We start from the raw sequence: 21,710 nt of genomic DNA, 5'->3' as shown, positions 1-21,710 counted from the left end.
CCGTACTGGCGGGTTCGCCGGGAGTCAACGCAACTCCGGCAGGCTGGAATGGCTCAAACCACAGGGTCGACCGGCAGCGCCTCGTCCGCCTGCCGCGCCAGCAGCGGCACGCCGGGCCGACGCATGAACAAGACCAGGATCGTGCCCATCAAGAGGCCGCCGAGATGCGCCGCCCAGGAGATCTCGCCCGGCGCGCCGAAGGCGAAATTGTAGATCTGCAGCAGGATCCAGAAGCCGAGCACCCAGACGGTCCTGAGCCGTATCGGAATACGGAACAGCAGCAGGATCCAGATTTTTACGCGAGGATGCAGCAGCAAATAGGCAGCGATCACGCCGGCGACCGAGCCTGACGCGCCGATCAGCGCGATATCGGAGCCGGGCTCGACCGCGACATGCGCCAGCCCGCCGCCGATCGCGCACAGGAAATAGAAGATGATGAAGCGGACATGTCCCATCGCATCCTCGACATTGTCGCCGAAGACCCAGAGGAACAGCATGTTGCCGGCGAGATGCCAGATGTCGCCATGCAGGAAGGACGAGGTGATGAAGGTCAGATATTCCGGCGCGTGGAAGATGCCGGGCGTGCGGATGTGGATGCCGGCGAGCGTCGACGGGATCAGGCCGAACGCCATCACCGACGCGGCTTCGGCATCGGCGTTGCCGGCGCGCTGGTAGATCAGGAAGATCAGGCAGTTCAGGACCACGAGCCCGCGCGTGACCCACGGAAAGCGGATGTAGCGGAGCGGATTTTGGTCGTGGAACGGCACGAACATGTGTCGTCCTCAGCGATTCTGACCCGGCACCCACAGGACATCCGTGGCGCCGCGATCATTGACATAGCGCGCCGCCACGAACAGGAAATCGGACAGGCGGTTGATGTAGCGGATCGCGGCGGCGTTGACCGCCTCGCGCGAGGCGAGCTCGACCATCACGCGCTCGGCGCGGCGGGCGACGGTGCGCGCCAGATGCAGATGCGCCGCGGCAGGCGACCCGCCCGGCAGCACGAAGGAGCGCAGCGGGCTCAGCTCGGCGTTCAACTGGTCGATTTCCGCCTCCAGCCGCTCGGTCTGCGCGTCGACGATGCGCAGCGCCTCGCGCCCCGGCTTCAGTCCGGATTCCGGCGTCGAGAGATCGGCGCCGAGGTCGAACAGGTCGTTCTGGATCCGGGCCAGCATCTGATCGAGCGTATCGGTGACGTAGAGACGCGCGGCGCCGATATGGGCGTTCGTCTCGTCGATGGTGCCGTAGCTATCGACCCTCAAGTCCGATTTGGCCCGACGCTCCCCCGTGACGAGGGCGGTGGTGCCGTCGTCGCCAGTCCTCGTATAGATGCGGGTGAGCGCGACCATCGTTTCCTCAGCGGGCTGCGAAATAGAGGGCGGCCATCATGATCACGACGGCGGCGAACTGCAGCAGGACGCGCAGGCGCATCAGCTTCTGCGAGCGCTCGGGCGAGCCGCCGCGCACCATGTTGAACAGGCCGAGCAGCAGCACGATGGCAACGGCGCCGAGCGCGATCGGGATCAGGTAGTAGAAAAAGCTGTTCATCGGGCTCTGCTTCGGGAATCGGAAGGGTCCGCTTTTATACGCGCGTTCCGCGAAGACCCGCCATATCGCGAAATGTCGCTCAGTTGAGCCACCAGATCGAGGCGTTGAGGACGCTGGCGAAGGCGACCCAGGCCAGATAAGGCGCCAGCATCCAGGCGGATCGGCCGTCGATGCGGGAAAACGCGCTCATCGTCGCGATGATGGCGAGGAGGAGCGCCGCGATATCGATCAGCGCCAGGCCGGGCGCGTGCAGGCCGAAGAACAATCCGGACCAGGCGACGTTGAGTAGCAGCTGCACGGTGAAGGCAAGTGCCGCCGCCTGCAACGCCGGGCCGCGACCGAGCACCCAGACCCGCCAGAACGCGACGGCCATCAGGGCGTAGAGCAGCGTCCATACCGGTCCGAAGATCCAGTTCGGCGGGTTGAAGAACGGCTTCTGCAATCCCGCATACCAGGTCGGGATACTTGGAAGAGTCATCCAGGAGCCGAGCACGGCGGCGGCGAAGCAGACGACGAGGCAGATCGCCAACCGGATCAGCGATCCCGGCGAGAGCCAGGCCTGCGGCCTTCCTGTATCAGCGGAGATCGAACTCATCTGGCTTCCTGTCCCCCATGCTCGCACAACAACAGATCAGCACATTATACGTGCGGATCCGGGGGAAGGTTCCACCTCACGAATTTCGGGCGATCAGCCGATCCATGAGCCGCGCCGGCAGCAGGCGTCGCATCACGTCGGCCGCCTGCGTCAGCACGGTCACGCGGTAGCGGATTTTCGGGCGCGGGCTTTCGAGGGCGTGCAGCAGCGCCGTCGTCACCGCCTCCGGGCCGAGCTTGAAACGCGAGGGGCGGCGGGTGCCGGTCAGGCGCGCCAGCTGCGCCTGATAGTCGGCGCGGTGGGCCGAGCCCTCGACGTCGATCGTCTCGCGGAAATTGGCAAGCGCGTTCTGGGTGAAGCGGGTGGCGATCGGGCCCGGCTCGATCAGCGCGACCTCGATGCCGCTGCCGGCGAGCTCGATCCTGAGCGTGTCGGTCAGTCCTTCCAGCGCATATTTCGACGCCACATAGGCGCCGCGATATTTGCCGGCGACGATGCCGAGGATCGACGAGCACTGGACAATGCGGCCATGGCCCTGCGCGCGCATCACCGGCACGATCCGGCGTGTCAGCGTGTGCCAGCCGAAGAAATTGGCCTCGAACTGGCGGCGCAGCACGTCAGTGGTCAGATCCTCGACCGCGCCGACCTGGCCATAGGCGCCGTTGTTGAAGAGAGCATCGAGCCGGCCGCCCGTCGCCGCGAGCACGGCGTCGGCGCAGGCGTGGATCGATGGTTTGTCGGTGTAGTCGAGGAAAAGCGCCTCAACCCCGGCCGCTGCCAGCGTAGCGAGATCGTCCGGCTTGCGCGCTGTGGCGAACACGCGCCACCCGCGCGCCTTCAGCGTCTTCGCCGCGTCGAGGCCGATGCCGGACGAGGCGCCGGTGATGAGGATCGATCGGGCGTTCATACTGTTCCCTGTGCTTCTTCGGGGCTGGCGCCCGGACTATAGATCGCGGGCGCGGCCAGCCAAGCGCCAATGCGCCCGGCAGCCGGATCGGCGCGGTTGACCCGCCGGGTGAGGATTTCTACTGTCGGCGGACGCTTTCCCCGCCAGCTTCCGGTATTTCCCACGATGCCCCGCCGTGCCCTGACCGCGCTCGTCCCGAGAGGATGGGCGGCATGCTGATGATCGGCCGCCTGGCCGAGATCGCCTTCATCATCCTGCCGATCGCCGGGCTGATCACGATCGGCTACATCGCCGGCTGGACCAAGCATCTCGGTGACCGCGCCGCCGACGGGCTGTCGGAATATGTATTCGGCATCGCCGTGCCGGTGCTGATCTTCAAGACGCTGTCGGAGGCGAAGATGCCGGAGGGCGGCCAGCCCTGGGGCTACTGGATCGCCTATTTCGCCGGCGCCTTCATCGTCTTCGGCATCGGCTTCTTGGTCGCGCGGCGGATGTTCGGCCGCGCCCATGTCGAGGCCGTCATGCAGGGTTTTGCAAGCGGCCAGTCCAACACGGTATTCGTCGGCGTGCCGGTGATCCTCAATGCCTTCGGCAGCGATGGCGCGGTGCCGCTGTTCCTTCTGATCGCCATCCACCTGCCGGTGATGACCACGGCGGCGACGCTCTTCGCCGAGGGTTCGGAGAGCGGGATTTCCCGCGCGACGCTGAAGCGGCTCCTGAAGGCGCTGGCGCGCAATCCGATCCTGATCGGCATCTATGCCGGCGCCATCGGCCAGATCGTCGGTATCCAGGCCACCGGCCCGGCTGGCGAGGTCGTCCGCATGCTCGCCGCCTCGTCGGTGCCCTGCGCGCTGATCTCGATGGGGCTGGCGCTGCGCCGCTACGGCTTCGCCGGCGATCTCAACGCCTCGCTGGTCATCAGCCTGCTGAAGCTCATCCTGCACCCGCTGATCGTGCTTGGCCTCGTGCAGGCCCTGCCGATGCCGCCGGTCTGGGCCGGAGTCGCCGTCGTCTTCGCCGCCATGCCCTGCGGCGTGAACGCCTATCTGCTCGCCAACCACTACAAGGCCGGCGTCGCCAGCATTGCGAGCGCCGTGTCGGTCTCGACCATGCTGAGCCTGTTCACGGTGACGCTCTGGCTCTACGTGCTCGGCGTCGGCTGAGCCGGCGGCAATCCGACGATCCTTCGGACATCGTCAGGCGACGCGCCGGACGCGCGCAGCCCGGCGAGCCCCGTCGCCCCTTCCGACTTCGAAAGCTTGCGTCCCGCCTCGTCGCGGATCAGGCCATGGTGGCGATAGGCCGGCGCGGGGAGGCCGAGCAACTGCTGCAGCAGCCGGTGCACGCTGGTCGCAGGAAAGAGATCCTCGCCGCGCACGACATCCGTCACGGCCTGCAGGGCGTCGTCGACGACGACCGAGAGGTGGTAGCTGGTCGGGATTTCCTTGCGGGCGATGACGACGTCGCCCCAGCGCGCCGGCGTCGCCGTGACGGTCCCGGTCTCGCCGTCCGGTCCGCGGCCCTGCTCGGTGAAGGTGAGCGGCCCGGCCCGTTCGATCGCCGCGTCCATCTTCAGCCGCCAGGCATAGGGCGCGCCGGATTGGATCCGCGCCTTCGCCTCGGTGGCGGGCAAATCGCGGTCGAGACCCGGATAGACCGGCGCGCCGTCGGGATCGCGTGGCCAGGCGGGATCGAGGGTCGCGGCGCGGATCTCGGCGCGGGAGAGGAAGCTCGGATAGACGAGGTCCATCGCCCGGAGCCGCTCGAGCGCATCCGCATAGGCGTCGAAATGTTCGGATTGCCGGCGAACCGGCTGCTCCCAGTCGAGGGCCAGCCAGGCGAGATCGTCGAGGATTGACGCCTCGTATTCCGGCCGGCAGCGCGTCACGTCGATATCTTCCATCCGGATCAGCAGCCTGCCTTCCGCGGCGCGCGCGAGGTCGCCGTTCAGCAGCGCCGAATAGGCGTGGCCGAGATGGAGGGGACCGTTCGGGCTCGGGGCAAAGCGGAGGATGCGGGTGAAATTGCGGGTCATGGGCGTTGGGCGCGACGTCGTGCGGGATGGCGATCAGGGGCTCGCCCTTGCTAGCATGCGGAAGATTCGTTCGCCTGCCTGCTACAGGGATTTTCCATGCTCGATGGTCCGCGCCTCGCTCCGCTTTCCGGCGGCAAGCCCAAGAAACTCGTCGTCCTCCTGCATGGCGTCGGCGCGGATGGGCATGATTTGATCGACATCGGCGCGCATTGGGCGCCGCTGTTCCCGGATGCCTATTTCGTCGCGCCGGACGCGCCCGATCCGTCTGATTGGGGCGTCGGCAAGCAGTGGTTCCGGCTCACCGTCCGCGACGCGCATGAATATTGGCAGGGCGCTTCCGCCGCCGCGCCGAAGCTCGACGAATTCCTCGACGCGGAACTGGAACGGCATGGCCTGACCGATGCGGACCTGGCGCTGGTCGGCTTCAGCCAAGGCACGATGATGGCGCTGCAGGTCGGTCCTCGCCGCCCGCGCGCGATGGCCGGCATCGTCGCCTACTCCGGCCGCATTGCCGGCCCTGAGCGCCTCGCCGCGGAAGTGAAGAGCCGCCCGCCGGTCCTGCTGGTGCATGGTGCGCTGGACGAGGTGATTCCGGTCGCCGCACTGCAGGAAACGGAAAAGGCGCTGCGCGACGCCGGCTTCGCCGTCGCGGCGATCGAGCGGCCCGGTCTCGGCCACGGCATCGACGAGGCGGGGCTCGTCGCCGGGGCCGGCTTCCTGAACCGCATTTTTGCCACAGCCGAGATCTGATCGACGCGCACGGAAACGTCACCGTTTCAGCGGCTTCACAAGGATGACACAGACCCTGTAGACTATTTTGGCAATCTCGAGGTTCGGCGCGTCTCAACAGAGGAAGCCATGTCTTGACGATAGCCGTGTCGCCCGGCGCACATCCCGCCCTCGTGCTCAATGCCGATTATCGGCCTCTGAGCTATTACCCTCTGTCGCTCTGGTCCTGGCAGGATACGATCAAGGCGGTGTTCCTCGATCGCGTCAACATCGTCTCCGAATATGACGTCGATATCCGCAGCCCGTCCTTCCGGATGCGGCTGCCGAGCGTCGTGTCGCTGAAGAGCTATGTGACGCCGACGCGCAATCCGGCCTTCACGCGCTTCAACGTTTTCCTGCGCGACCGCTTCCAGTGCCAGTATTGCAATGCGCGCGAGGACCTCACCTTCGACCACGTCATCCCGCGCGCCCATGGCGGTACGACGACGTGGGAAAATGTCGTGGCCGCCTGCTCGCCCTGCAATCTGCGCAAGGGCAGCCTGACATCGGCCGACGCGCGGATGTGGCCGCGCCAGAAGCCGTTCCAGCCCAGCGTTTCCGATCTGCACAACAACGGCCGTGCGTTCCCGCCGAACTATCTGCACGACAGCTGGCTCGATTATCTCTACTGGGATACGGAACTGGATCCCTAGAGCGTTTTCGAGCGAAGTGGGGACCGGTTCGCGTCCAGAAAACGCGACCGAACGAATAGTCCGCCCCAACCTTCGTCGAGCTCTTGCCGCTTCTCGTTCCCATTACCGACCCCGCCGACCCCCGCATTGCGCCCTATCGCGATGTTCGTGAGCGCGACCTGGTCGGCCGCGACGATCATTTCATCGCCGAGGGCGAAGTCGTGCTGCAGACCCTGGTGCAGTCGCCCCGCCACCAGCCCGTCTCGCTGCTGCTCGACCAGAAGCGCGTCGAAGCGCTTTCTCCGATCCTCGATCGCCTTCGTGACGACGTGCCGGTCTATGTCGCGAACCAGGCCGTGCTCGACGGCATCGTCGGCTTCCATATCCATCGCGGCATCCTGGCGCTCGGCCATCGCGCGCCGCCGCCCTCGGCCGATCAACTGCTCGCCGGCATTGACGGGCGGGCGCTGGTGGTCGTGCTGATGGGGATCTCGAACCACGACAATCTCGGCGGCATCTTTCGCAACGCCGCCGCCTTCGGCGCGCAGGCGGTGCTGCTCGATGCCGATTGCTGCGATCCCTTCTACCGCAAGGCCATCCGCGTCTCGGTCGGCAACACGCTGACCCTGCCGCATGCGCGGCTCGACCGTTCGGAGGATGTCGTCGCGCTCCTCGCGCGGCATGGCTTCGAGGCCGTGTCGCTGAGCCCGCAGGGCGCGATCCGGCTTGCCGAGGTGAAGCGGCCGGCGCGGGTCGCGGCCCTGTTCGGCACCGAGGGTCCGGGCCTCGACGCGGCGGTCCTCGCCCGCACGCTGACGGTCCGGATCCCGATGGCGCCCGGCGTCGATTCCTTGAACGTCGCGACGACGAGCGGCATCGTCCTTCACCAGCTGACGCAGGCGGCGGCCGACGAGGCCTAGGCCTCAGCCCTTGCGCAGGCCGGCGCCGAGCAGGGCGGCGGTGATGACGGCGGTGACGACGACGTTCCAGCCGGCGAAGGAAAGGCCGAGGACGCGCAGCGCCGCATCGGTGCAGCTCACCACCTTCGTCTTGCCGATCTGGGCCAGCAGGTCGCCGGCATTGCCTGTCGTCGCGGTGCCGCCGCCGCAATCGGCGGGGCCAAGCCAGAACTTCCATTCCGCGCCGGCATGGTAGATGGCGAGGCCGAGGCCGACGAGGAAGGCCAGCGCCGCCAGCACCAGCAGGACGCGCGCGAGGCGTTCGAACTTGCCGGCGGCGAGCAACAGGATGGCGACCAGCAGGACCGGCAGGCCGAGATAATAGGGAATGCGCTCCTCGAGGCAGAGCTTGCACGGCGCGTAGCCGCCGAAGATCTGGAAGCCCCAGGCGCCGAGGATCGCCGCGAGGCCGATCACGAAACTGAAAAGGGCGAGCGGCAAGCGGCGGGTCGGGATGCTATCGGCCATGGATATCTCGCTTTGATCGGGGCGCCTGCTTCTAGCCCGGCGATGTCGGGCTTGTCGACGGCCCGGCGATTCACATCCGCGTGGGCGAGCGAACCGGGGCGGCGTCGCGAGCCGGCGCGCGGGAAAAGGCTGAAAACGCCGTTGCTTCTGCCGCGAGCCTGATTATAGTCGCGCCGTCGCGGGCCGAGCGCCCGCACTTGCGGGCGTGGTGGAACTGGTAGACGCGCCGGACTCAAAATCCGGTTCCGAAAGGAGTGTCGGTTCGATTCCGACCGCCCGCACCACCTTCTCTTTTCCAGAAATGACGTACAGCGTTCTGTTGCCAGCCGGCGGGTTGCGGGTCGCGATCCCTGCTGGATGGTGGATGCCGCCAAGGAGCCGGGACGGGCAGGGCCTTCCGACGCGTTTCCGCAGCCGGGTTAACCGGCCGAATTCCTCACGATATAGGGCTGGGAATTCCACTCGGGCAGCCCGCGATCCGACGTCGTCTTTTCGAAGATCAAGGCCTTGCCGAGGTCGGCGGCGAGCGTGAAGCCCGGTTGCTCCCGCAGCAGATTAGCAAGTTCGCGGACGCTGTGGAGCTGGATATCGTCGATCATCAGAAGCCCGCCCTGGCGGAGCATCTGATTGAGATAGCAGAAATCGACAAAGACCAGCGGCCATCCGTGGTGGCCATCGATGAGGGCGAAGTCAAAGAGGTTCGCCGTATCCTTGGCGAGGTCGGGAAGCACAGTTTCAGAGAAGCCCTCGATCGGTTCCCAGGCGCTGTCATCAAGGGTCTTCGATGCGCAGTATTCCTTGATGCGGCCGAACAAATCTGGTTCGGGGCAGATGGATACGAGTTTTGAGGGACAGCAGAACAAGAACGAGATTGTCGAATTCCCGGCCCCGGTTTCAATGATCCGAGCCGTGGGGAACCGCTGCGTTATGATCTGGATGACCTTCTCCAGGTGGTCGCGGTTGAAGCCGCCGGTGTTCCAGGTCGCGCCGTCATCCCAGGTGTGCAAATTCGGCAGCGCGTTCATGTATTCCTGGAGCGCTATTTCCCGGGTGCGGCTTGTCATTAAAATCTCCCTGCCTTTCCGCGCGTTGCGGTGCCTTGGATATGGTTGGGCCGATGCCTGCGGAGAACTCCGATGGGCCAATCGACTCAACTGTAGTCTTGAAAATAACAACTATGGAATGCAATAGCGGCTCAGTAGACAGGTCACGCTCGCACGGTCACTGCGGTCTGTCTAGTGCTCGGCATAAGGTGCAGTGTTCCGGAAGGCTGTTTTGCTAATATCGCCAACCTTGTTGTGGCTGGCGCTTAGGAGGCAAGAATTATCGGACTTCAGCGGTTTCTCCCCGCGGCCTAGATCGTTTAGCCTGCGCGCGGTTGCGCGTTGCTGCGGGTGATCTGTAACAATTTGCCCGCATCCTCTCCAGCCTGCGCAAGCGCGACCCGCGCGACTGCCGGCAGTTGCCTGGAACTGCCGCCGCGGGTCGGGCGTTTTCGTTTCATCGCGGCGGGTGGGAGAGCCGATCAGGCCATCAGGAGGATCGCTATGAAACTCCGGCTTCTGCTTGCTTCCTCGCTCTTCGCGGTCACCGTCGGCATGGTGCCGCACTCGGCTTCCGCCCAGGGCGTGACCATCGACCAGGACGGCGTGCATGTCATGCCGCAGAACGATCGCGGCTATGAACGCTACGATCAGTACGACCGGGGGCAGCAATATGACCGGGGCGAGTATGACCGGGGCGTCGGGCCGAGGGAGGCGCGCCGCATCGCGCGCGGCGCCGGCCTTGCCGACGTGTTCAATGTCAGCCAGCGCGGCAATGTCTGGATCGTGCGCGGGACGGACTTCCGCGGACGTGACATGCGCGTGACCGTCAGCGCTCGCACGGGCGAGGTCGTCGACGTCAGGCGCTTCCGTTCCTAGGCGCGCTTCGCGGGCGGGGATCGGGTCTCCGCCCGCCGATCCTGCAGTCACGACATGAGGCTGGGCTGATCGGCGCAGCCGAACGCAATGCGCTTCATCCCGCAGGGGCCGAGCAGGACAGCTATTCGGCCGGGGCGGTCTCGACGCGATAGCGCGCGGCCGGTGTCGCGTTGCCGAAGCCCGATGCCAAGGCGAAGCGGGCTTGTTCGAACGCCTCCCAGGCCGCGGCCTCGGGCACGGGCGGGATCGTTACGGCTTCGCGGCGGTCGAAGCCGACCAGCGCCGCGTCGACGAGGTCGTCGACCTCCATCATGCCGGGGATCTGGTTGATGTCGATGCCCGAGCGCTCCCAGATCTCGGTGCGGGTCGCGGCGGGCAGAACCGCCTGGACATAGATGCCCTTGGGGCCGACTTCGGCGGCCAGACCCTGCGAGAGCGTCAGCATGTAGGCCTTGGTCGCCGCGTAGACGCCCGGGAAACGCTCCGGCGCCAGCGCCACGACAGAGCCGATATTGATGATCGCGCCCGTGCCGCGCGCGACCATGCCCTTGAGCGCCGCGGAGGCGAGGAGGGTCGGCGCACCGACGTTCAGCTTCAGGAGCTTTTCCATGGCGACGGGATCGGCGGTTTCGAAGCTGCCTCGCAGCCCGGCGCCGGCATTGTTGACCAGAAGATCGACCGGCGGATCGGAGCGGAGCCGCGCGCCGACCTGCTCGAGCTGTTCCGCCTCCGTCAGGTCGGCGATCAGGACTTCGACCGAAACGGGATGGGCGGCGCGGAGCTCGGCGGCGAGCGCGTTCAGGCGCTGCGTATCGCGGGCGACAAGAACGAGATCGTAACCGCGAGCGGCAAGGCGGCGGGAATAGACGGCGCCTATGCCGCTTGAAGCTCCCGTGACTAGGGCAACAGACATCGGACTTCTCCGTTCGAGAGGGGAGGACGCATCCTAATCAGGATGATGATCATCATCTAGTTGATTGGATGATCGTTGTCATCTAGTTTTCGAAATCGAAGGAGATTTCGTCATGGGAACCAGTCAGGAGAAGAAGGCGGCGAGCCGGCAGGCGATCGTCGCGGCGGCGGCGCGGCTCTTCCGCGAGCGCGGCATCGACGGCGTGACGGTGGCGGATGTCATGGAGGCGGCCGGCCTGACGCATGGCGGATTTCCGCGACACTTCGCCAGCAAGCAGGAGCTGGTGACGGAGACGATGGCCGCGATCCTGGATCCGAAAAATCGGCCGGCCGACCGCCCCATCGACCTCGAAGCCTTCGCGGAGCTCTATCTCCGGCCCGAGCACTGTGATTCGCCCGGCCAGGGCTGCGTCTTCGCGGCGCTCGGTCCGGAGATGGCGCGGGCGCCCGGCGACACCCGCCACGTGCTGACGGGGGCGATGCGCCGGCAGATCGAGCTTTTCGCGCAGACCGCGCCCGGGGACGACGAGCGGGAGCGGCGCGTCGCGGCCATCGGCAGCTGGTCCGCGATGATCGGCGCGATGGTGCTGGCCCGCATCGCCGATTCGGAAGAATTGTCGAAGGAAATCCTGGAAGCGACCGACTCGTTCTTGCGCGCCTAGCCGGCCGCATTCGCCATCGGAGGCATGGTCGCGTTCCGGGAAACGGGCCGCGCGCTTCGGCGCGTCGCCAATGAGTTGGCGCGCCATTTCCGCCGGCCGTCGGAACATGAAGAGGCCCGCCGGCAAGCTTGGCAGGTCGCCGGCGGGTGCAATCGCCAGTTCGGCTTAGGGGCTGATCTGAGATTGCCCGCCAAGGATACATTCACCTCACCTTACGTCAATCTCCGATGTGGCGCATCGCTTTAGCCGGTCGCGTCCTGTGGCCCTGCAACTCCTTGCACCGGGACGACGGCCTCCGCCCAAGCGGTCCGCCGCGCTTCGCCACGCCCGTTCGCGGGCCGGTTCGGCGGTCGATCCCGCGCCTTTCCGTTCCGCGTCTTTCCCGCGTCGCACCGGCCGCGCCGCACCATCGGCGAGCCTTGACCGCCGCTTCGACTTGACCATAGACTTCATATCAGAATTGCTTTGGTTCAAATATGAACCGATCTGGAGTCGGATAAGCGCGCCAACGCTTCATCGGGCATCTCCGGATCGGTTCACGAAGGAGGGCCGAACCAATCGGCCCCCGCCACGGCGGTCGTCGCGATCGACGATCGGGAGAGACGCGCGAGAAGGTGCCGAATGAAGCTCAGAATCGATTGCGCTGGCCGTGCCGCCGTCCCGGCGAGCGGCGGGACGAATGTCGGCGGCGGGAATGGCCTGCGACCCGGCCGGTCGGAAAACCGGCAGGGGCGGCTCTGACATGCGGGGGCTTCGGGATCTCCGCGTTCTCGTCACCGGCGCGGCGCAGGGCATCGGCCGCGCCGTTGCCGAGCGCTTCGCCGAGGAGGGCGCGCGCGTCGCGTTGAATGACCGTCATGCCGACCCCGCCTTCGTCGCCAGGGTCGCGGCGATGAAGGCCTCGGCCATCGGTCCGCATCTGGTGGTGGCGGGCGACGTCTCCGATGAGGCTTCCGCCGATCGCCTGGTCGCCAATGCGATCGCCGGGCTCGGCGGGCTGGATGTCCTCGTCAACAATGCCGGCATCCAGATCCAGACCCCGACGCACGAGCTGAGCCTCGAGACCTTCGAGCGCGTCATCGGCGTCAACATGCGTGGCACGTTCCTCTGCTCGCGCGCGGCGATCGCGCACTGGCTGGCGCATGGCCAGCCCGGCTCGATCATCAACACGACCTCCGTGCACGAGTGGATGCCGAAGCCGGAATTTCTGAGCTACTCGGCCTCGAAGGGCGCTATCGGCAACATGACGCGTACCCTGGCGCTCGAATATGCCGGGCGCGGTATCCGCGTGAACGCCGTGGCGCCGGGCGGCACCGACACGCCGCTCAATCCCGGACTTGCCGATCCCAGGGAGCGGGCGCGCGCCAACGCGACGATCCCGATCGGCCGCGTCGCGACGCCGGAGGAAGTCGCTGGCGCCTTCGCGTTCCTGGCGTCGGCGGATGCCGCCTATGTCACCGGCCACACCCTGACTGTCGATGGTGGGCTGATCCTGCAGATCCCGTTCGGACGTTCCGACGGTTCGTAAGTGCGTTGTTGGATGAAAGATCAACAAAACCACGCGCGCCGCGTCGCGACGTGGAAACAGGGAGAGAAACCATGAATCGTCGTGATCTCATGCTTGCCTCGGCCGCACTTGCCACGGCCATCGCCTTCGGAGGGGCCGCCAAGGCGGTCGACAAGCAGATCGCCGGCATCGTCTTCCAGCAGGACCAGTTCTTCAACGGCATCGAATCCGGCATGAAGTCCGCTGCCAAAAAATCCGGCGTCGAGCTGCTCCTCGCCAATTCCGACTCGAAGCCCGAGAAGGAGCAGTCGCTGGTCGACACCTACGTCACCCGTGGCGTCAAGGCGATCGTGATCTCGCCGATCAGCCCGAAGGGTTCCGAGCAGGCGCTGCGGCGCGCCTCGGAAAAAGGCGTCAAGATCATCGCCTACAACACTTTCAACCTCGGCTGGGATTTCGTCGACGCGGACCTGAGCTCGAACCAGGCCGATCTCGGCCGCACGACCGGCGAGGCGGCGGCGAAATACATCAAGGAGAAGCTCGGCGGCAAGGCCAAGATCGCGACGCTCGGCTTCCGCGCGCTTGGCGCCGAGGTGTCGGATCTGCGCACCAACTCCTTCCTCGAGGCGGCCAAGGCCGGTGGCAACGAGATCACCGTCGTGGCGCAGCAGGATGGATGGCTGGCCGAGAAGGCCGTGGCGGTTGCGGGCGACCTCATCACGGCCAATCCCGACATCAACATCCTCTATGGCGCCAATGAAGGCGGCACCGTCGGCTCGGTACAGGCCGTTCGCAATGCCGGCAAGCAGGGCAACATCGTCGTTTTCGGCATCGATGGCTCGGAGCAGCTGGCGAACTTCCTGCTCGATGACGACAACGTGCTGCAGGCGGTGACGGCGCAGCAGCCCTTCGTGATGGGGGCGCAGGCGCTCGACGCGGCGGTCGCGATCCTGGACGGCAAGCCCGTCGACAAGACCGCCAACGTCAAGGTCCTCGGCCTGACGCGGACCGATCCCGAGGCGGTCCAGGCGTTCAAGAAGGAATGGAAGAGCCTGAAATAGGCGGGACCCTTCGATCTGGATTCCGCATTCCCGGTTCGTCGCCGGGAATGCGGATCCCGTACGGTCAGGCGGGCTCTCTGTCGACGCTGCCGGCGGCGCGCGCCTTGACCGGCAGCACGGCGCCGATCGCCGTCGCCGTGGCGATGGCGCGCCGCCGGATCATCTCCAGCCTCTCCGGGTCGGCGCCGGCCAGGAACGGCACGCTCAGCGCGCCGACGCAGCGTCCGGCCGAATCGAAGATCGGGGCCCCGAAGGCATGAACGCTCGGCGAGAACTCACCCCGGTCCGCCGCCCAGCCCTGGCGGGCGATTTTCGCGAGCTCGGCGCGGAGCTTTTTCGGCTCGGCGTAGGTGCGGCCGTTGAAGGCCTGCAGCGGTCCGTTGACGATCGCCTCGCGCTCCGCCTCCGGCAGGTGCGCCAGCAACACCTTGCTGGCGGCGCCGGCATGCAGCGGCAGGCTCTGGCCCGGCGTGACCATCAACGCGTATTCGCGCTTTCCCTGCGTGCTGGCGAGCACCAGCGTGGTGCCGTTGTCGAATACCGAGACCTTGCTGCTCTCGCCGATCTCGTCGGTCAGCGTCTCCAGGAAGGGCAGGGCGATCGCGCCGAGGTCATAGCCGGGGTTGTCGACGGCGACGCGGGACGACAGCGACAGCAGGCGTGGCCCCAGCGTGTAGGCGCCAGCCGCCGACCGGCGCACGACGTCGTGGCTCTGCAGCGTGTTGAGGATGCGGTAGACGGTGGTGCGCGGCATCCGGCTTGCCGAAACCAGCTCGCGGATGGTCGAGCCCTGCGGCCGCCACTCCAGCAGTTCGAGGATTTCCATCATCCGGTCGATGACGGGGATCCTGTGCTTTTCCGAGGCGTCCGCCTCAACTGCGCTCGTCGTCTCATCCATTGCCGAACCGCATTGACACGCCTTCTTTTGCCCGTATCATTCTTAATTGAACTATAAATATCCAAATATGAACAGACAAGAGGTCGTTCAACGACCCGTCGGGAGGAGCGCCCAGCCTGGAGGCGGACGGGGGACGAAAGCCCGCGTCTGCGTGCTTGGGACTGCGCTCGATGATGCCAAACCAGTCGCTGGAGCAACGAGCCTATGGCCCGGGGGGCAATCGAATTCAGGGACGTGACCAAGGTCTACGGACCGACGGTCGCGGTGGGCCGCTTCTCGCACCGTTTCGAGCCCGGGCGCATCCATGCGCTGATGGGCAAGAACGGCTCCGGCAAGTCGACCCTGGTCAAGATGCTGGCGGGGGCCATCCAGCCGACGCTGGGCGAGCTCTGGGTCAATGGCGAGCACGTCCGCTTCGAGGCGCCGCGCGATGCCTATGCCGCCGGCATCGTCACCGTGCATCAGGAATTGTCGCTCGTGCGCTCGCTGTCGATCGGCGAGAACATCTATCTAGGCCGCCTGCCGCATCGCCGCGTCATGGGCGGCTCGGTGGTGGACTGGCAGACGCTGCACGCCAACGCTCGCGCCCTGCTTGCCGATATGGGGCTCGATCTCGATCCGCGCGCGCTGGTCGAGACGCTGAGCGTCGGCCAGCAACAGGCGGTCGAGATCGTCAAGGCGATGTCCTTCGCGCCCTCGATCCTGCTGCTCGACGAGCCGACCTCGGCGCTGGCGGCGCCGGAGGTCGAGCAATTGTTCAAGCTCGTCCGCCGCCTGAAGGCGAAGGGCGTGACGATGATCTACATCACGCACCGGATGAACGAGCTTTTCGCCATCGCCGATACCTGCGCCGTGCTGCGCGACGGCCATTTCATCGGCGCGACGGAGATGAGCGAGGCGACCTCCGGCTCGATCGTTGAGATGATGTTCGGCGACGTGTCGATGGCGAAGCGCCCGGCCCGGCGGAACGTCGACCGCAGCCGGCCCGTGCTCTCGGTCCGCAATCTCGAGCGCGCCGGCGCCATCGAGGACGTCTCGTTCGAGCTCTATCGCGGCGAAGTCCTCGGCTTCGCCGGCCTGCTCGGCTCAGGTCGGACCGAGGTGCTGCGGGCGATCTTCGGCGCCGATCCCTATGATCGCGGCGACATCGTCTTCGACGGCGAGCCGGTCGTCCGGCCGTCGCCGAAGAGGATGAAGCGGCGCGGCCTCGGCTACACGCCGGAAAACCGCAAGGAAGTCGGGCTGGTGCAGCTTCTGTCCAGCCACGACAATCTCTGCCTCGCCAGCCTCCAGCGCATCGCCCGGCACGGCCTAATCGACCGCCGGCTGGAGCAGCCCTTCGTCGACCGCCAGATCAGGGATCTGAGCATCCGCGTGCCGCATCCGCTCGATCCGGTCTCGTCGCTCTCCGGCGGCAACCAGCAGAAGATCGTCATCGGCAACTGGCTCAATACCGAGCCGAAGGTGATGTTCTTCGACGAGCCCAGCCGCGGCATCGACGTGCAGGCCAAGCAGCAGATCTTCGAGATCATGTGGCAGAAGGCCGAGCGCGGCCTGTCGTCGATCTTCGTATCCAGTGAGCTGGAAGAAGTGCTCGAAGTCGCCGATCGCATCATCGTCATGTATCACGGCCGCATGGTCGCGGAAGTTCTTCCCGAAGACATCACGCTCGCTCAGCTCTACAAAATCTGCATGGAGGGGACGCCATAATGTCGACCGCTGTCATGTCGCGGATCGGCGCGACCAGCCTCAAGATCTACGCGATGGAGGTCATCCTCCTCATCCTGGTCGTCTTCCTGATCGCCTTTGCGCCGGGCTTCGCCACGGTCGGCAACTTCTTCAACGTGCTGCGCACCGTGTCGATGCTCGGCATCATCGCCTTCGGCATGACGGCGGTGATCATCTCCGGCGAGATCGACCTGTCGATCGGCGCGACGGCCGGGCTCGCCGGCTGCGTCGTCGCCTGGTTCTGCGACGCCTACATGGACTCGATCGGTGGCGTCGCCGCCGTGGCGATCGGCACGCTGGTGGCGCTCTCCATCGGTTTCGGCACCGGCGTGTTCACCGGCAAGATCCGGCAGTGGTTCAACGTGCCGACCTTCATCACCACGCTGGCGCTGTTCACGGCGATCCGCGGCATCGCCAATCTCGTCACCGGCGGTTTCCCGATGCCGAGCTTCCCGTCCTGGTTCTATTTCTTCGGCGCCGGCAATCTCTTCGGCGTGCCGTTCCCCGTCTACGTCCTGCTCGCCGTCTTCGCGGCCATGCATTTCCTGATGAAATACACGAGCTTCGGCCGCGCGATCTATGCGGTCGGCGGCAATGCCGAGGCGGCGCGCCTTTCGGGCATCGACGTCTCGCTGACCAAGACGCTGGCACTCGCCATCACCGGCGCGCTTGCCGCGCTCTCCGGCATCCTGCTCGCCTCGCAGGTGGGTTCGGGCATCGGCACGATGGCGACCGGCATGGAGCTCGACGTCATCTCGGCGACCATCATCGGCGGCACCAGCCTGTTCGGCGGCAAGGGCCGCGTCTGGGGCACGCTGCTCGGCGTGCTGTTCCTCGGCTGCATCGCCAACGGCATGACGCTGATGAACGTCTCCGAATATTGGCAGTATGTCGTGCGCGGCGGCATCATCCTCGGCGCCGTGCTGCTGAACCAGATCCTGGACCGGCTGCGGTGACGGCGCCGGTCGTCATCGCGGCGGATGGCTTCCGGGCCGAGATCGGTCGGCGCGGCTCCGAGCTGCTCTCGCTCGTCGATCCGACCGGCCGGGAATGGATGTGGGATGGCAACCCCGCATTCTGGGATCGCCGCGCGCCGGTGTTGTTCCCGGTCGTCGGCCGCGCCGCTGGCGACCAGATCCGGCATCAGGGCCGAACCTTCCCGATGCCGCAGCACGGCTTCGCGCCGGAGGCCGAGTTCGAGTTGGTTGAGGCGACGGGTCATTCCTGTCGGCTCCGGCTCGAGGCGAATGCGGCGACGCGGGCGATCTATCCGTTCGAGTTCCGGTTCGATGTCACGTTCGGATTCGCGGATGGCGCGCTTCGTCAGTCCGCCACCGTGACGAATGTCGGCGAGCAGGCCCTGGCGGCGTCGCTCGGCTTCCATCCGGCCTTCGTCTGGCCGCCGGGGCCGGATCGGACGGCTTATGAGCTTCGCTTCGAAAGGCCGGAGCGGGCGCCGATCCGACGGATCGTCGATGGGCGCCTCGCGCCGCCGGCCGGCGGGCCGCCGGCGCCGGATGGCGTCCTGAGCCTTGCCGACGATCTCTTCGCAGTCGGCGCGATGGTGTTCGACCGGCCGGCAAGTCGCGCGGTCTGGCTCGGCAGGCCCGGCGATCCCGGCATCGCGGTGGATTTCGAGGGGCTGCCGCATCTCGGCATCTGGACCCTGCCGGGCGCGGGGTTCCTCTGCATCGAGCCGTGGCAGGGCCATCACGCCCCGGTCGGCTTTGACGGCGAGTTCTTCGACATGCCGGGCGTTCTGCATCTTCGTTCCGGCGAGAGCGCGACGCGAGGCATCGCGATCCGTTGCGGCGTCGACGCGCCCGGGTGGGCATGAGGAGGTCGACCCTTCCCGCCAGGCCGGTCGCTCAATCGGCAAGCGTCGCAAATCGGCAACGCTGCGCCGGCAACGAGAGCCAGCTTAGCTAAGTGCCGGGAAAGCTTTGGCGCCGGGGCTTTGGAAGTGGCAGATTGCTGTTCCGGAGCGCATTTCCGGCTACGTCGTCGCAGCATCACGTGATCGACAACCATCATCCGAGAAATTATCTATAAACGATGAGAAAGCCCAGAGAAGACACGCTGGCCGTTCGCATCAGCCGCACGCTGGCCGAACGGATCATCGCCGGCGACATCGAGCCGGGTTCGCGCCTGCGCCAGGATCATATCGCCGAGGAGTTCGGCGCCAGCCATGTGCCCGTCCGGGAGGCCTTCCGCCGTCTGGAAGCGCAGGGGCTTGCCGTCAGCGAGCCGCGCCGCGGCGTTCGGGTCGCCGCCTTCAACCTGGCCGAGGTGAAGGAGGTGGCGGAAATGCGGGCAGCGCTCGAGGTGCTGGCGCTTCGCCAGGCCGCGCCGAATCTGACCGCCGCCATCCTCGACGAGGCCGAGGAAGCCACGAAAGCCGGCGATAATTCGCGCGATGTCCGCTCGTGGGAGGAGGCAAACCGCCGCTTCCACCAGCTCATTCTCTCGCCATGCGGCATGCCGCGCCTGCTCGCCTCGATCGACGACCTGCACGCCGCCAGCGCGCGCTTCCTGTTCGCCGCCTGGCGTTCGGACTGGGAGTCGCGGACAGATCATGATCATCGCGCCATTCTCTCCGCCCTGCGCCGTCGCCAGGTCGATCTCGCCTGCACGACCCTCGCCAGCCATGTCCAGTGGATCGGCCGTCGTCCGGTGACGGCGGCGGGCGGCAAGGTCCGCGAGGCTTTTGCTATCGAAGGCTGATCATTATCGATAGCGGGTTGCGACTCGGACGGGTTTGTGGATTCTATTATAGATAGACTTCTATATTATCTATAATTTAGGATCCCTCGATGAACTCCGTCCTCGCCCTCTCGGCCCGCAAGGCCGGCACGCTGACGCGCCCGCTCGCCGTCATCGTCGCCGGCATCGCGCTGATCACGCTTTGCGCCAAGATCCACATCCCGTCCTGGCCGGTGCCGATGACGCTGCACACGCTCGCCGTCATGGCGATCGCGGTGGCGACGGGGCCGCGGCTCTCCTTTGCGACCTTCCTTGGCTATCTCGCCGTCGGCGCCGCCGGGCTTCCGGTCTTCTCGGATTCGCCCGAGCGCGGCATCGGCCTCGCCTACATGATGGGGCCGACCGGCGGCTATCTCCTCGGCTATCTCGCCGCGAGCTGGCTCTCCAGCGCGCTCGCCGAAGGCCGCAAGACACTCGGCCGCACGGTCGCGATGCTGGCCGGCCTCGCCGCCACCTACGCCGTCGGCCTGCCCTGGCTCGCGCTCTTCGTGCCGGCCGACAAGGTGATCGCGCTCGGCTTCACGCCGTTCATCCTCGGCGATCTCGTCAACATCGCCATGGTCGCCTTCGGCGCGGCGCTGGTTCCGGCTCGCTTCATCGGAAAGATCGGCCGATGAGAGCCGCGGAGACATCCGTCGCCGCCGCCCCGGCCGCGATTGTCCCGGAGCGTGCGACCGTCGACCAGGAGCGCGAGGCGGCGCGGGCGATCTACGACCTGCCGCTTCCCGAGCTGATGTTCCGGGCGCAGACCCTGCATCGGCAGAACTTCGATCCGACCGCGATCGAGGCGGCGAGCCTGCTCAGCATCAAGACCGGCGGCTGCCCCGAGGATTGCGGCTATTGCTCGCAAAGCGCTCGCTACGATACCGGCGTCAAGGCGACCAAGCTGATGGCGGTCGAGCGCGTGCTCGCCGAGGCGGCCAAGGCCAAGGCCGGCGGGGCGACGCGGTTCTGCATGGGCGCCGCGTGGCGGAGCCCGAAGGACCGCGACATGGAGCAGGTCTGCGCCATGATCTCCGGCGTCCGGGCGATGGGGCTGGAAACCTGCGTCACCCTCGGCATGCTGACGCCGGCGCAGGTCGAGCGGCTGGGCGAGGCCGGGCTCGACTATTACAACCACAACATCGACACCTCGCGGGAATTCTATCCCGAGATCATCACGACGCGGACGATGGACGATCGCCTGGAGACGCTGGCGCATGTCCGCGATGGCGGCATCAAGGTCTGCTCCGGTGGCATCGTCGGCATGGGCGAGACGATCGACGACCGCATCGGCATGCTGGTGATCCTCGCCGGTCTCGAGCGGCATCCGGAAAGCGTTCCGCTCAACATGTGGAACGAGATCAAGGGGACGCCGGTGCTCGACAAGGGCGAGCCGGTGGAGCCGATCGCCTTCGTGCGGCTGGTGGCGCTGGCGCGGATCTTGATGCCGGGAAGCGTGGTCCGCCTCTCCGCCGGCCGCCACGCGATGAGCGACGAGACGCAGGCGCTTTGCTTCCTCGCGGGCGCCAACTCGATCTTCACCGGCGACGTTCTGCTGACGACAGGCAATCCGCAGCGCGAAGCGGATGCGGCGCTGCTGGCGAAGCTGGGCATGCGGACGGGGATCGTGCCGGTTGCGGGGCCGTGACGCGCCTCGTCGTCACCGGAACCGATACCGGCATCGGCAAGACGGTGTTCGCGGCGGGGCTGACCGCAGCACTCGGCGCCTGTTACTGGAAGCCAGTCCAGGCGGGTCTCGACGAGGAAACCGACAGCGAGACCGTCGCCCGGCTGGGCGAGGTCACGCCGGACCGGATCCTGCCCGAGGCCTATCGGCTCAGCGCCCCCCGGTCGCCGCATCATGCGGCGGCGATCGAGGGGATCGCGATCGACGTCGATCGGCTGACGCCGCCAGCCTCGGAACGGCCGCTGGTCATCGAGGGGGCCGGCGGCGTCCTGGTGCCGCTGACGTCGAGCGTGACCTTCGGCGACGTCTTCGCCCGCTGGCGCCTGCCGGTCGTGCTCTGCGCCCGCACCGCGCTGGGCACGATCAACCACACGCTTTTGTCGCTGGAGGCGCTTCGCCATCGCGGCGCGCCTGTGCTCGGCGTCGCCCTGATCGGTGACGACGAGCCCGAGACGGCGCGGGCGATCGCCGGGATCGGGCAGGTCCGCATCCTCGGCCGCCTGCCTCGGCTCGCGTCCCTGACGGCGCCGGCGTTGCGGGAGGCTTTCGCCGCCGCGTTCCGGGTCAGCGATTTTGCGGACGCGATCGCCGAAGTCTCCGATCAGGCGGCCGGATCCGTGTCCTTCCGGTAACAGGTCGCGTCTTTAAAAGCCTGCATGGCTGCTCTGCGACGGTT

Annotated in this window: 25 protein-coding genes and 1 tRNA gene; 16 read left to right on the top strand and 10 right to left on the bottom strand. The window is 66.7% G+C overall.

The annotated features are described in order from the left end of the window. Window positions 1-53 precede the first annotated feature (53 nt). The 5 genes from AC6HZP_RS22265 to AC6HZP_RS22245 all read right to left on the bottom strand — a co-directional run bounded on the left by AC6HZP_RS22265 (window position 54) and on the right by AC6HZP_RS22245 (window position 3,050). Window positions 54-773 carry a rhomboid family intramembrane serine protease gene (locus AC6HZP_RS22265; protein ID WP_497524589.1) on the bottom strand — a complete coding sequence of 240 codons (720 nt, stop codon included), beginning with the start codon at window positions 771-773 and terminating at the stop codon, window positions 54-56. Window positions 774-782: 9 nt separating this feature from the next. Next, entirely contained in the window at window positions 783-1,349 is a 567-nt protein-coding gene (locus AC6HZP_RS22260) for a cob(I)yrinic acid a,c-diamide adenosyltransferase (RefSeq protein ID WP_497524588.1), read from the bottom strand. 7 nt (window positions 1,350-1,356) lie between these two features. Next, window positions 1,357-1,548 (bottom strand): twin transmembrane helix small protein, encoded by a 192-nt coding sequence (locus AC6HZP_RS22255; protein ID WP_201401112.1) that lies wholly within the window; start codon window positions 1,546-1,548, stop codon window positions 1,357-1,359. A gap of 79 nt (window positions 1,549-1,627) precedes the next feature. Next, on the bottom strand, window positions 1,628-2,143 hold the full coding sequence (locus AC6HZP_RS22250) for a TspO/MBR family protein (protein ID WP_497524587.1): 516 nt from the start codon (window positions 2,141-2,143) through the stop codon (window positions 1,628-1,630). A gap of 76 nt (window positions 2,144-2,219) precedes the next feature. After that, complete coding sequence (locus AC6HZP_RS22245) at window positions 2,220-3,050, bottom strand: SDR family oxidoreductase (RefSeq protein ID WP_497524586.1); 831 nt, start codon at window positions 3,048-3,050, stop codon at window positions 2,220-2,222. 212 nt (window positions 3,051-3,262) lie between these two features. On the opposite strand from AC6HZP_RS22245, the gene AC6HZP_RS22240 reads away from it, so the two are divergent. Beyond that, window positions 3,263-4,213 (top strand): AEC family transporter, encoded by a 951-nt coding sequence (locus AC6HZP_RS22240; protein WP_497524585.1) that lies wholly within the window; start codon window positions 3,263-3,265, stop codon window positions 4,211-4,213. On the opposite strand, the gene gluQRS is transcribed toward AC6HZP_RS22240, so the two are convergent. Next, window positions 4,192-5,085, bottom strand: a complete 894-nt coding sequence (gene gluQRS, locus AC6HZP_RS22235; RefSeq protein ID WP_497524584.1) for a tRNA glutamyl-Q(34) synthetase GluQRS — start codon at window positions 5,083-5,085, stop codon at window positions 4,192-4,194. The genes AC6HZP_RS22240 and gluQRS overlap by 22 nt on opposite strands. A gap of 96 nt (window positions 5,086-5,181) precedes the next feature. Between gluQRS and AC6HZP_RS22230 the strand changes: the two genes are divergently transcribed. The 3 genes from AC6HZP_RS22230 to AC6HZP_RS22220 all read left to right on the top strand — a co-directional run bounded on the left by AC6HZP_RS22230 (window position 5,182) and on the right by AC6HZP_RS22220 (window position 7,405). Then, complete coding sequence (locus AC6HZP_RS22230) at window positions 5,182-5,835, top strand: alpha/beta hydrolase (RefSeq protein WP_497524583.1); 654 nt, start codon at window positions 5,182-5,184, stop codon at window positions 5,833-5,835. 113 nt (window positions 5,836-5,948) lie between these two features. Continuing rightward, entirely contained in the window at window positions 5,949-6,506 is a 558-nt protein-coding gene (locus AC6HZP_RS22225; RefSeq protein ID WP_201401107.1) for an HNH endonuclease, read from the top strand. An 83-nt stretch (window positions 6,507-6,589) separates the two neighbouring features. Continuing rightward, window positions 6,590-7,405 (top strand): TrmH family RNA methyltransferase, encoded by an 816-nt coding sequence (locus AC6HZP_RS22220; RefSeq protein WP_497524582.1) that lies wholly within the window; start codon window positions 6,590-6,592, stop codon window positions 7,403-7,405. Window positions 7,406-7,408: 3 nt separating this feature from the next. Here AC6HZP_RS22220 and AC6HZP_RS22215 read toward each other — a convergent pair whose 3' ends face one another. After that, entirely contained in the window at window positions 7,409-7,912 is a 504-nt protein-coding gene (locus AC6HZP_RS22215; protein ID WP_497524581.1) for a disulfide bond formation protein B, read from the bottom strand. Window positions 7,913-8,111: 199 nt separating this feature from the next. Between AC6HZP_RS22215 and AC6HZP_RS22210 the strand changes: the two genes are divergently transcribed. After that, a tRNA-Leu gene (locus tag AC6HZP_RS22210) sits at window positions 8,112-8,196 on the top strand. A gap of 135 nt (window positions 8,197-8,331) precedes the next feature. On the opposite strand, the gene AC6HZP_RS22205 is transcribed toward AC6HZP_RS22210, so the two are convergent. After that, window positions 8,332-8,976 carry a class I SAM-dependent methyltransferase gene (locus tag AC6HZP_RS22205; RefSeq protein WP_497524580.1) on the bottom strand — a complete coding sequence of 215 codons (645 nt, stop codon included), beginning with the start codon at window positions 8,974-8,976 and terminating at the stop codon, window positions 8,332-8,334. Window positions 8,977-9,459: 483 nt separating this feature from the next. On the opposite strand from AC6HZP_RS22205, the gene AC6HZP_RS22200 reads away from it, so the two are divergent. Continuing rightward, window positions 9,460-9,834, top strand: coding sequence for a hypothetical protein (locus AC6HZP_RS22200; RefSeq protein ID WP_497524579.1), 375 nt, complete (start codon window positions 9,460-9,462; stop codon window positions 9,832-9,834). 121 nt (window positions 9,835-9,955) lie between these two features. Here AC6HZP_RS22200 and AC6HZP_RS22195 read toward each other — a convergent pair whose 3' ends face one another. Further along, on the bottom strand, window positions 9,956-10,747 hold the full coding sequence (locus AC6HZP_RS22195; RefSeq protein WP_497524578.1) for an SDR family NAD(P)-dependent oxidoreductase: 792 nt from the start codon (window positions 10,745-10,747) through the stop codon (window positions 9,956-9,958). Between the two features lie 112 nt (window positions 10,748-10,859). Here AC6HZP_RS22195 and AC6HZP_RS22190 point away from each other — a divergent pair, with 112 nt between their 5' ends. The 3 genes from AC6HZP_RS22190 to AC6HZP_RS22180 all read left to right on the top strand — a co-directional run bounded on the left by AC6HZP_RS22190 (window position 10,860) and on the right by AC6HZP_RS22180 (window position 13,976). Beyond that, window positions 10,860-11,408 carry a TetR/AcrR family transcriptional regulator gene (locus AC6HZP_RS22190; protein ID WP_497524577.1) on the top strand — a complete coding sequence of 183 codons (549 nt, stop codon included), beginning with the start codon at window positions 10,860-10,862 and terminating at the stop codon, window positions 11,406-11,408. 742 nt (window positions 11,409-12,150) lie between these two features. Then, entirely contained in the window at window positions 12,151-12,936 is a 786-nt protein-coding gene (locus AC6HZP_RS22185) for an SDR family NAD(P)-dependent oxidoreductase (RefSeq protein ID WP_497524576.1), read from the top strand. A 71-nt stretch (window positions 12,937-13,007) separates the two neighbouring features. After that, window positions 13,008-13,976, top strand: a complete 969-nt coding sequence (locus AC6HZP_RS22180; protein WP_497524575.1) for a substrate-binding domain-containing protein — start codon at window positions 13,008-13,010, stop codon at window positions 13,974-13,976. Window positions 13,977-14,040: 64 nt separating this feature from the next. On the opposite strand, the gene AC6HZP_RS22175 is transcribed toward AC6HZP_RS22180, so the two are convergent. After that, window positions 14,041-14,874: an IclR family transcriptional regulator gene (locus tag AC6HZP_RS22175; protein ID WP_497524574.1), complete on the bottom strand. Its 834-nt coding sequence runs from the start codon at window positions 14,872-14,874 to the stop codon at window positions 14,041-14,043. Window positions 14,875-15,108: 234 nt separating this feature from the next. On the opposite strand from AC6HZP_RS22175, the gene AC6HZP_RS22170 reads away from it, so the two are divergent. The 7 genes from AC6HZP_RS22170 (at window position 15,109) to bioD (ending at window position 21,666) form a co-directional block, all read left to right on the top strand. After that, entirely contained in the window at window positions 15,109-16,584 is a 1,476-nt protein-coding gene (locus AC6HZP_RS22170) for a sugar ABC transporter ATP-binding protein (RefSeq protein ID WP_497524573.1), read from the top strand. After that, window positions 16,584-17,558 (top strand): ABC transporter permease, encoded by a 975-nt coding sequence (locus tag AC6HZP_RS22165; RefSeq protein WP_201401096.1) that lies wholly within the window; start codon window positions 16,584-16,586, stop codon window positions 17,556-17,558. The genes AC6HZP_RS22170 and AC6HZP_RS22165 overlap by 1 nt, the downstream gene beginning before the upstream one ends. Continuing rightward, complete coding sequence (locus AC6HZP_RS22160; RefSeq protein ID WP_497524572.1) at window positions 17,555-18,439, top strand: aldose 1-epimerase family protein; 885 nt, start codon at window positions 17,555-17,557, stop codon at window positions 18,437-18,439. Before AC6HZP_RS22165 ends, AC6HZP_RS22160 begins: the two co-directional genes overlap by 4 nt. Before the next feature lie 218 nt (window positions 18,440-18,657). Further along, entirely contained in the window at window positions 18,658-19,326 is a 669-nt protein-coding gene (locus tag AC6HZP_RS22155; protein ID WP_497524571.1) for a GntR family transcriptional regulator, read from the top strand. An 89-nt stretch (window positions 19,327-19,415) separates the two neighbouring features. Further along, window positions 19,416-19,982: a biotin transporter BioY gene (locus AC6HZP_RS22150; protein WP_497524570.1), complete on the top strand. Its 567-nt coding sequence runs from the start codon at window positions 19,416-19,418 to the stop codon at window positions 19,980-19,982. Further along, a complete protein-coding gene (gene bioB, locus AC6HZP_RS22145; RefSeq protein WP_497524569.1) occupies window positions 19,979-20,995 on the top strand; it encodes a biotin synthase BioB in 1,017 nt (338 codons plus the stop codon). Before AC6HZP_RS22150 ends, bioB begins: the two co-directional genes overlap by 4 nt. Continuing rightward, on the top strand, window positions 20,992-21,666 hold the full coding sequence (gene bioD / locus AC6HZP_RS22140) for a dethiobiotin synthase (RefSeq protein ID WP_497524568.1): 675 nt from the start codon (window positions 20,992-20,994) through the stop codon (window positions 21,664-21,666). The genes bioB and bioD overlap by 4 nt, the downstream gene beginning before the upstream one ends. The last annotated feature ends 44 nt before the right edge of the window (window positions 21,667-21,710 follow it).

The sequence above is a fragment of the Kaistia sp. SLG-1 genome, assembly GCF_059699055.1.
The sequence above is the reverse complement of the archived record's forward strand: the minus strand, read 5'-3'. Positions and strand labels throughout refer to the sequence as shown.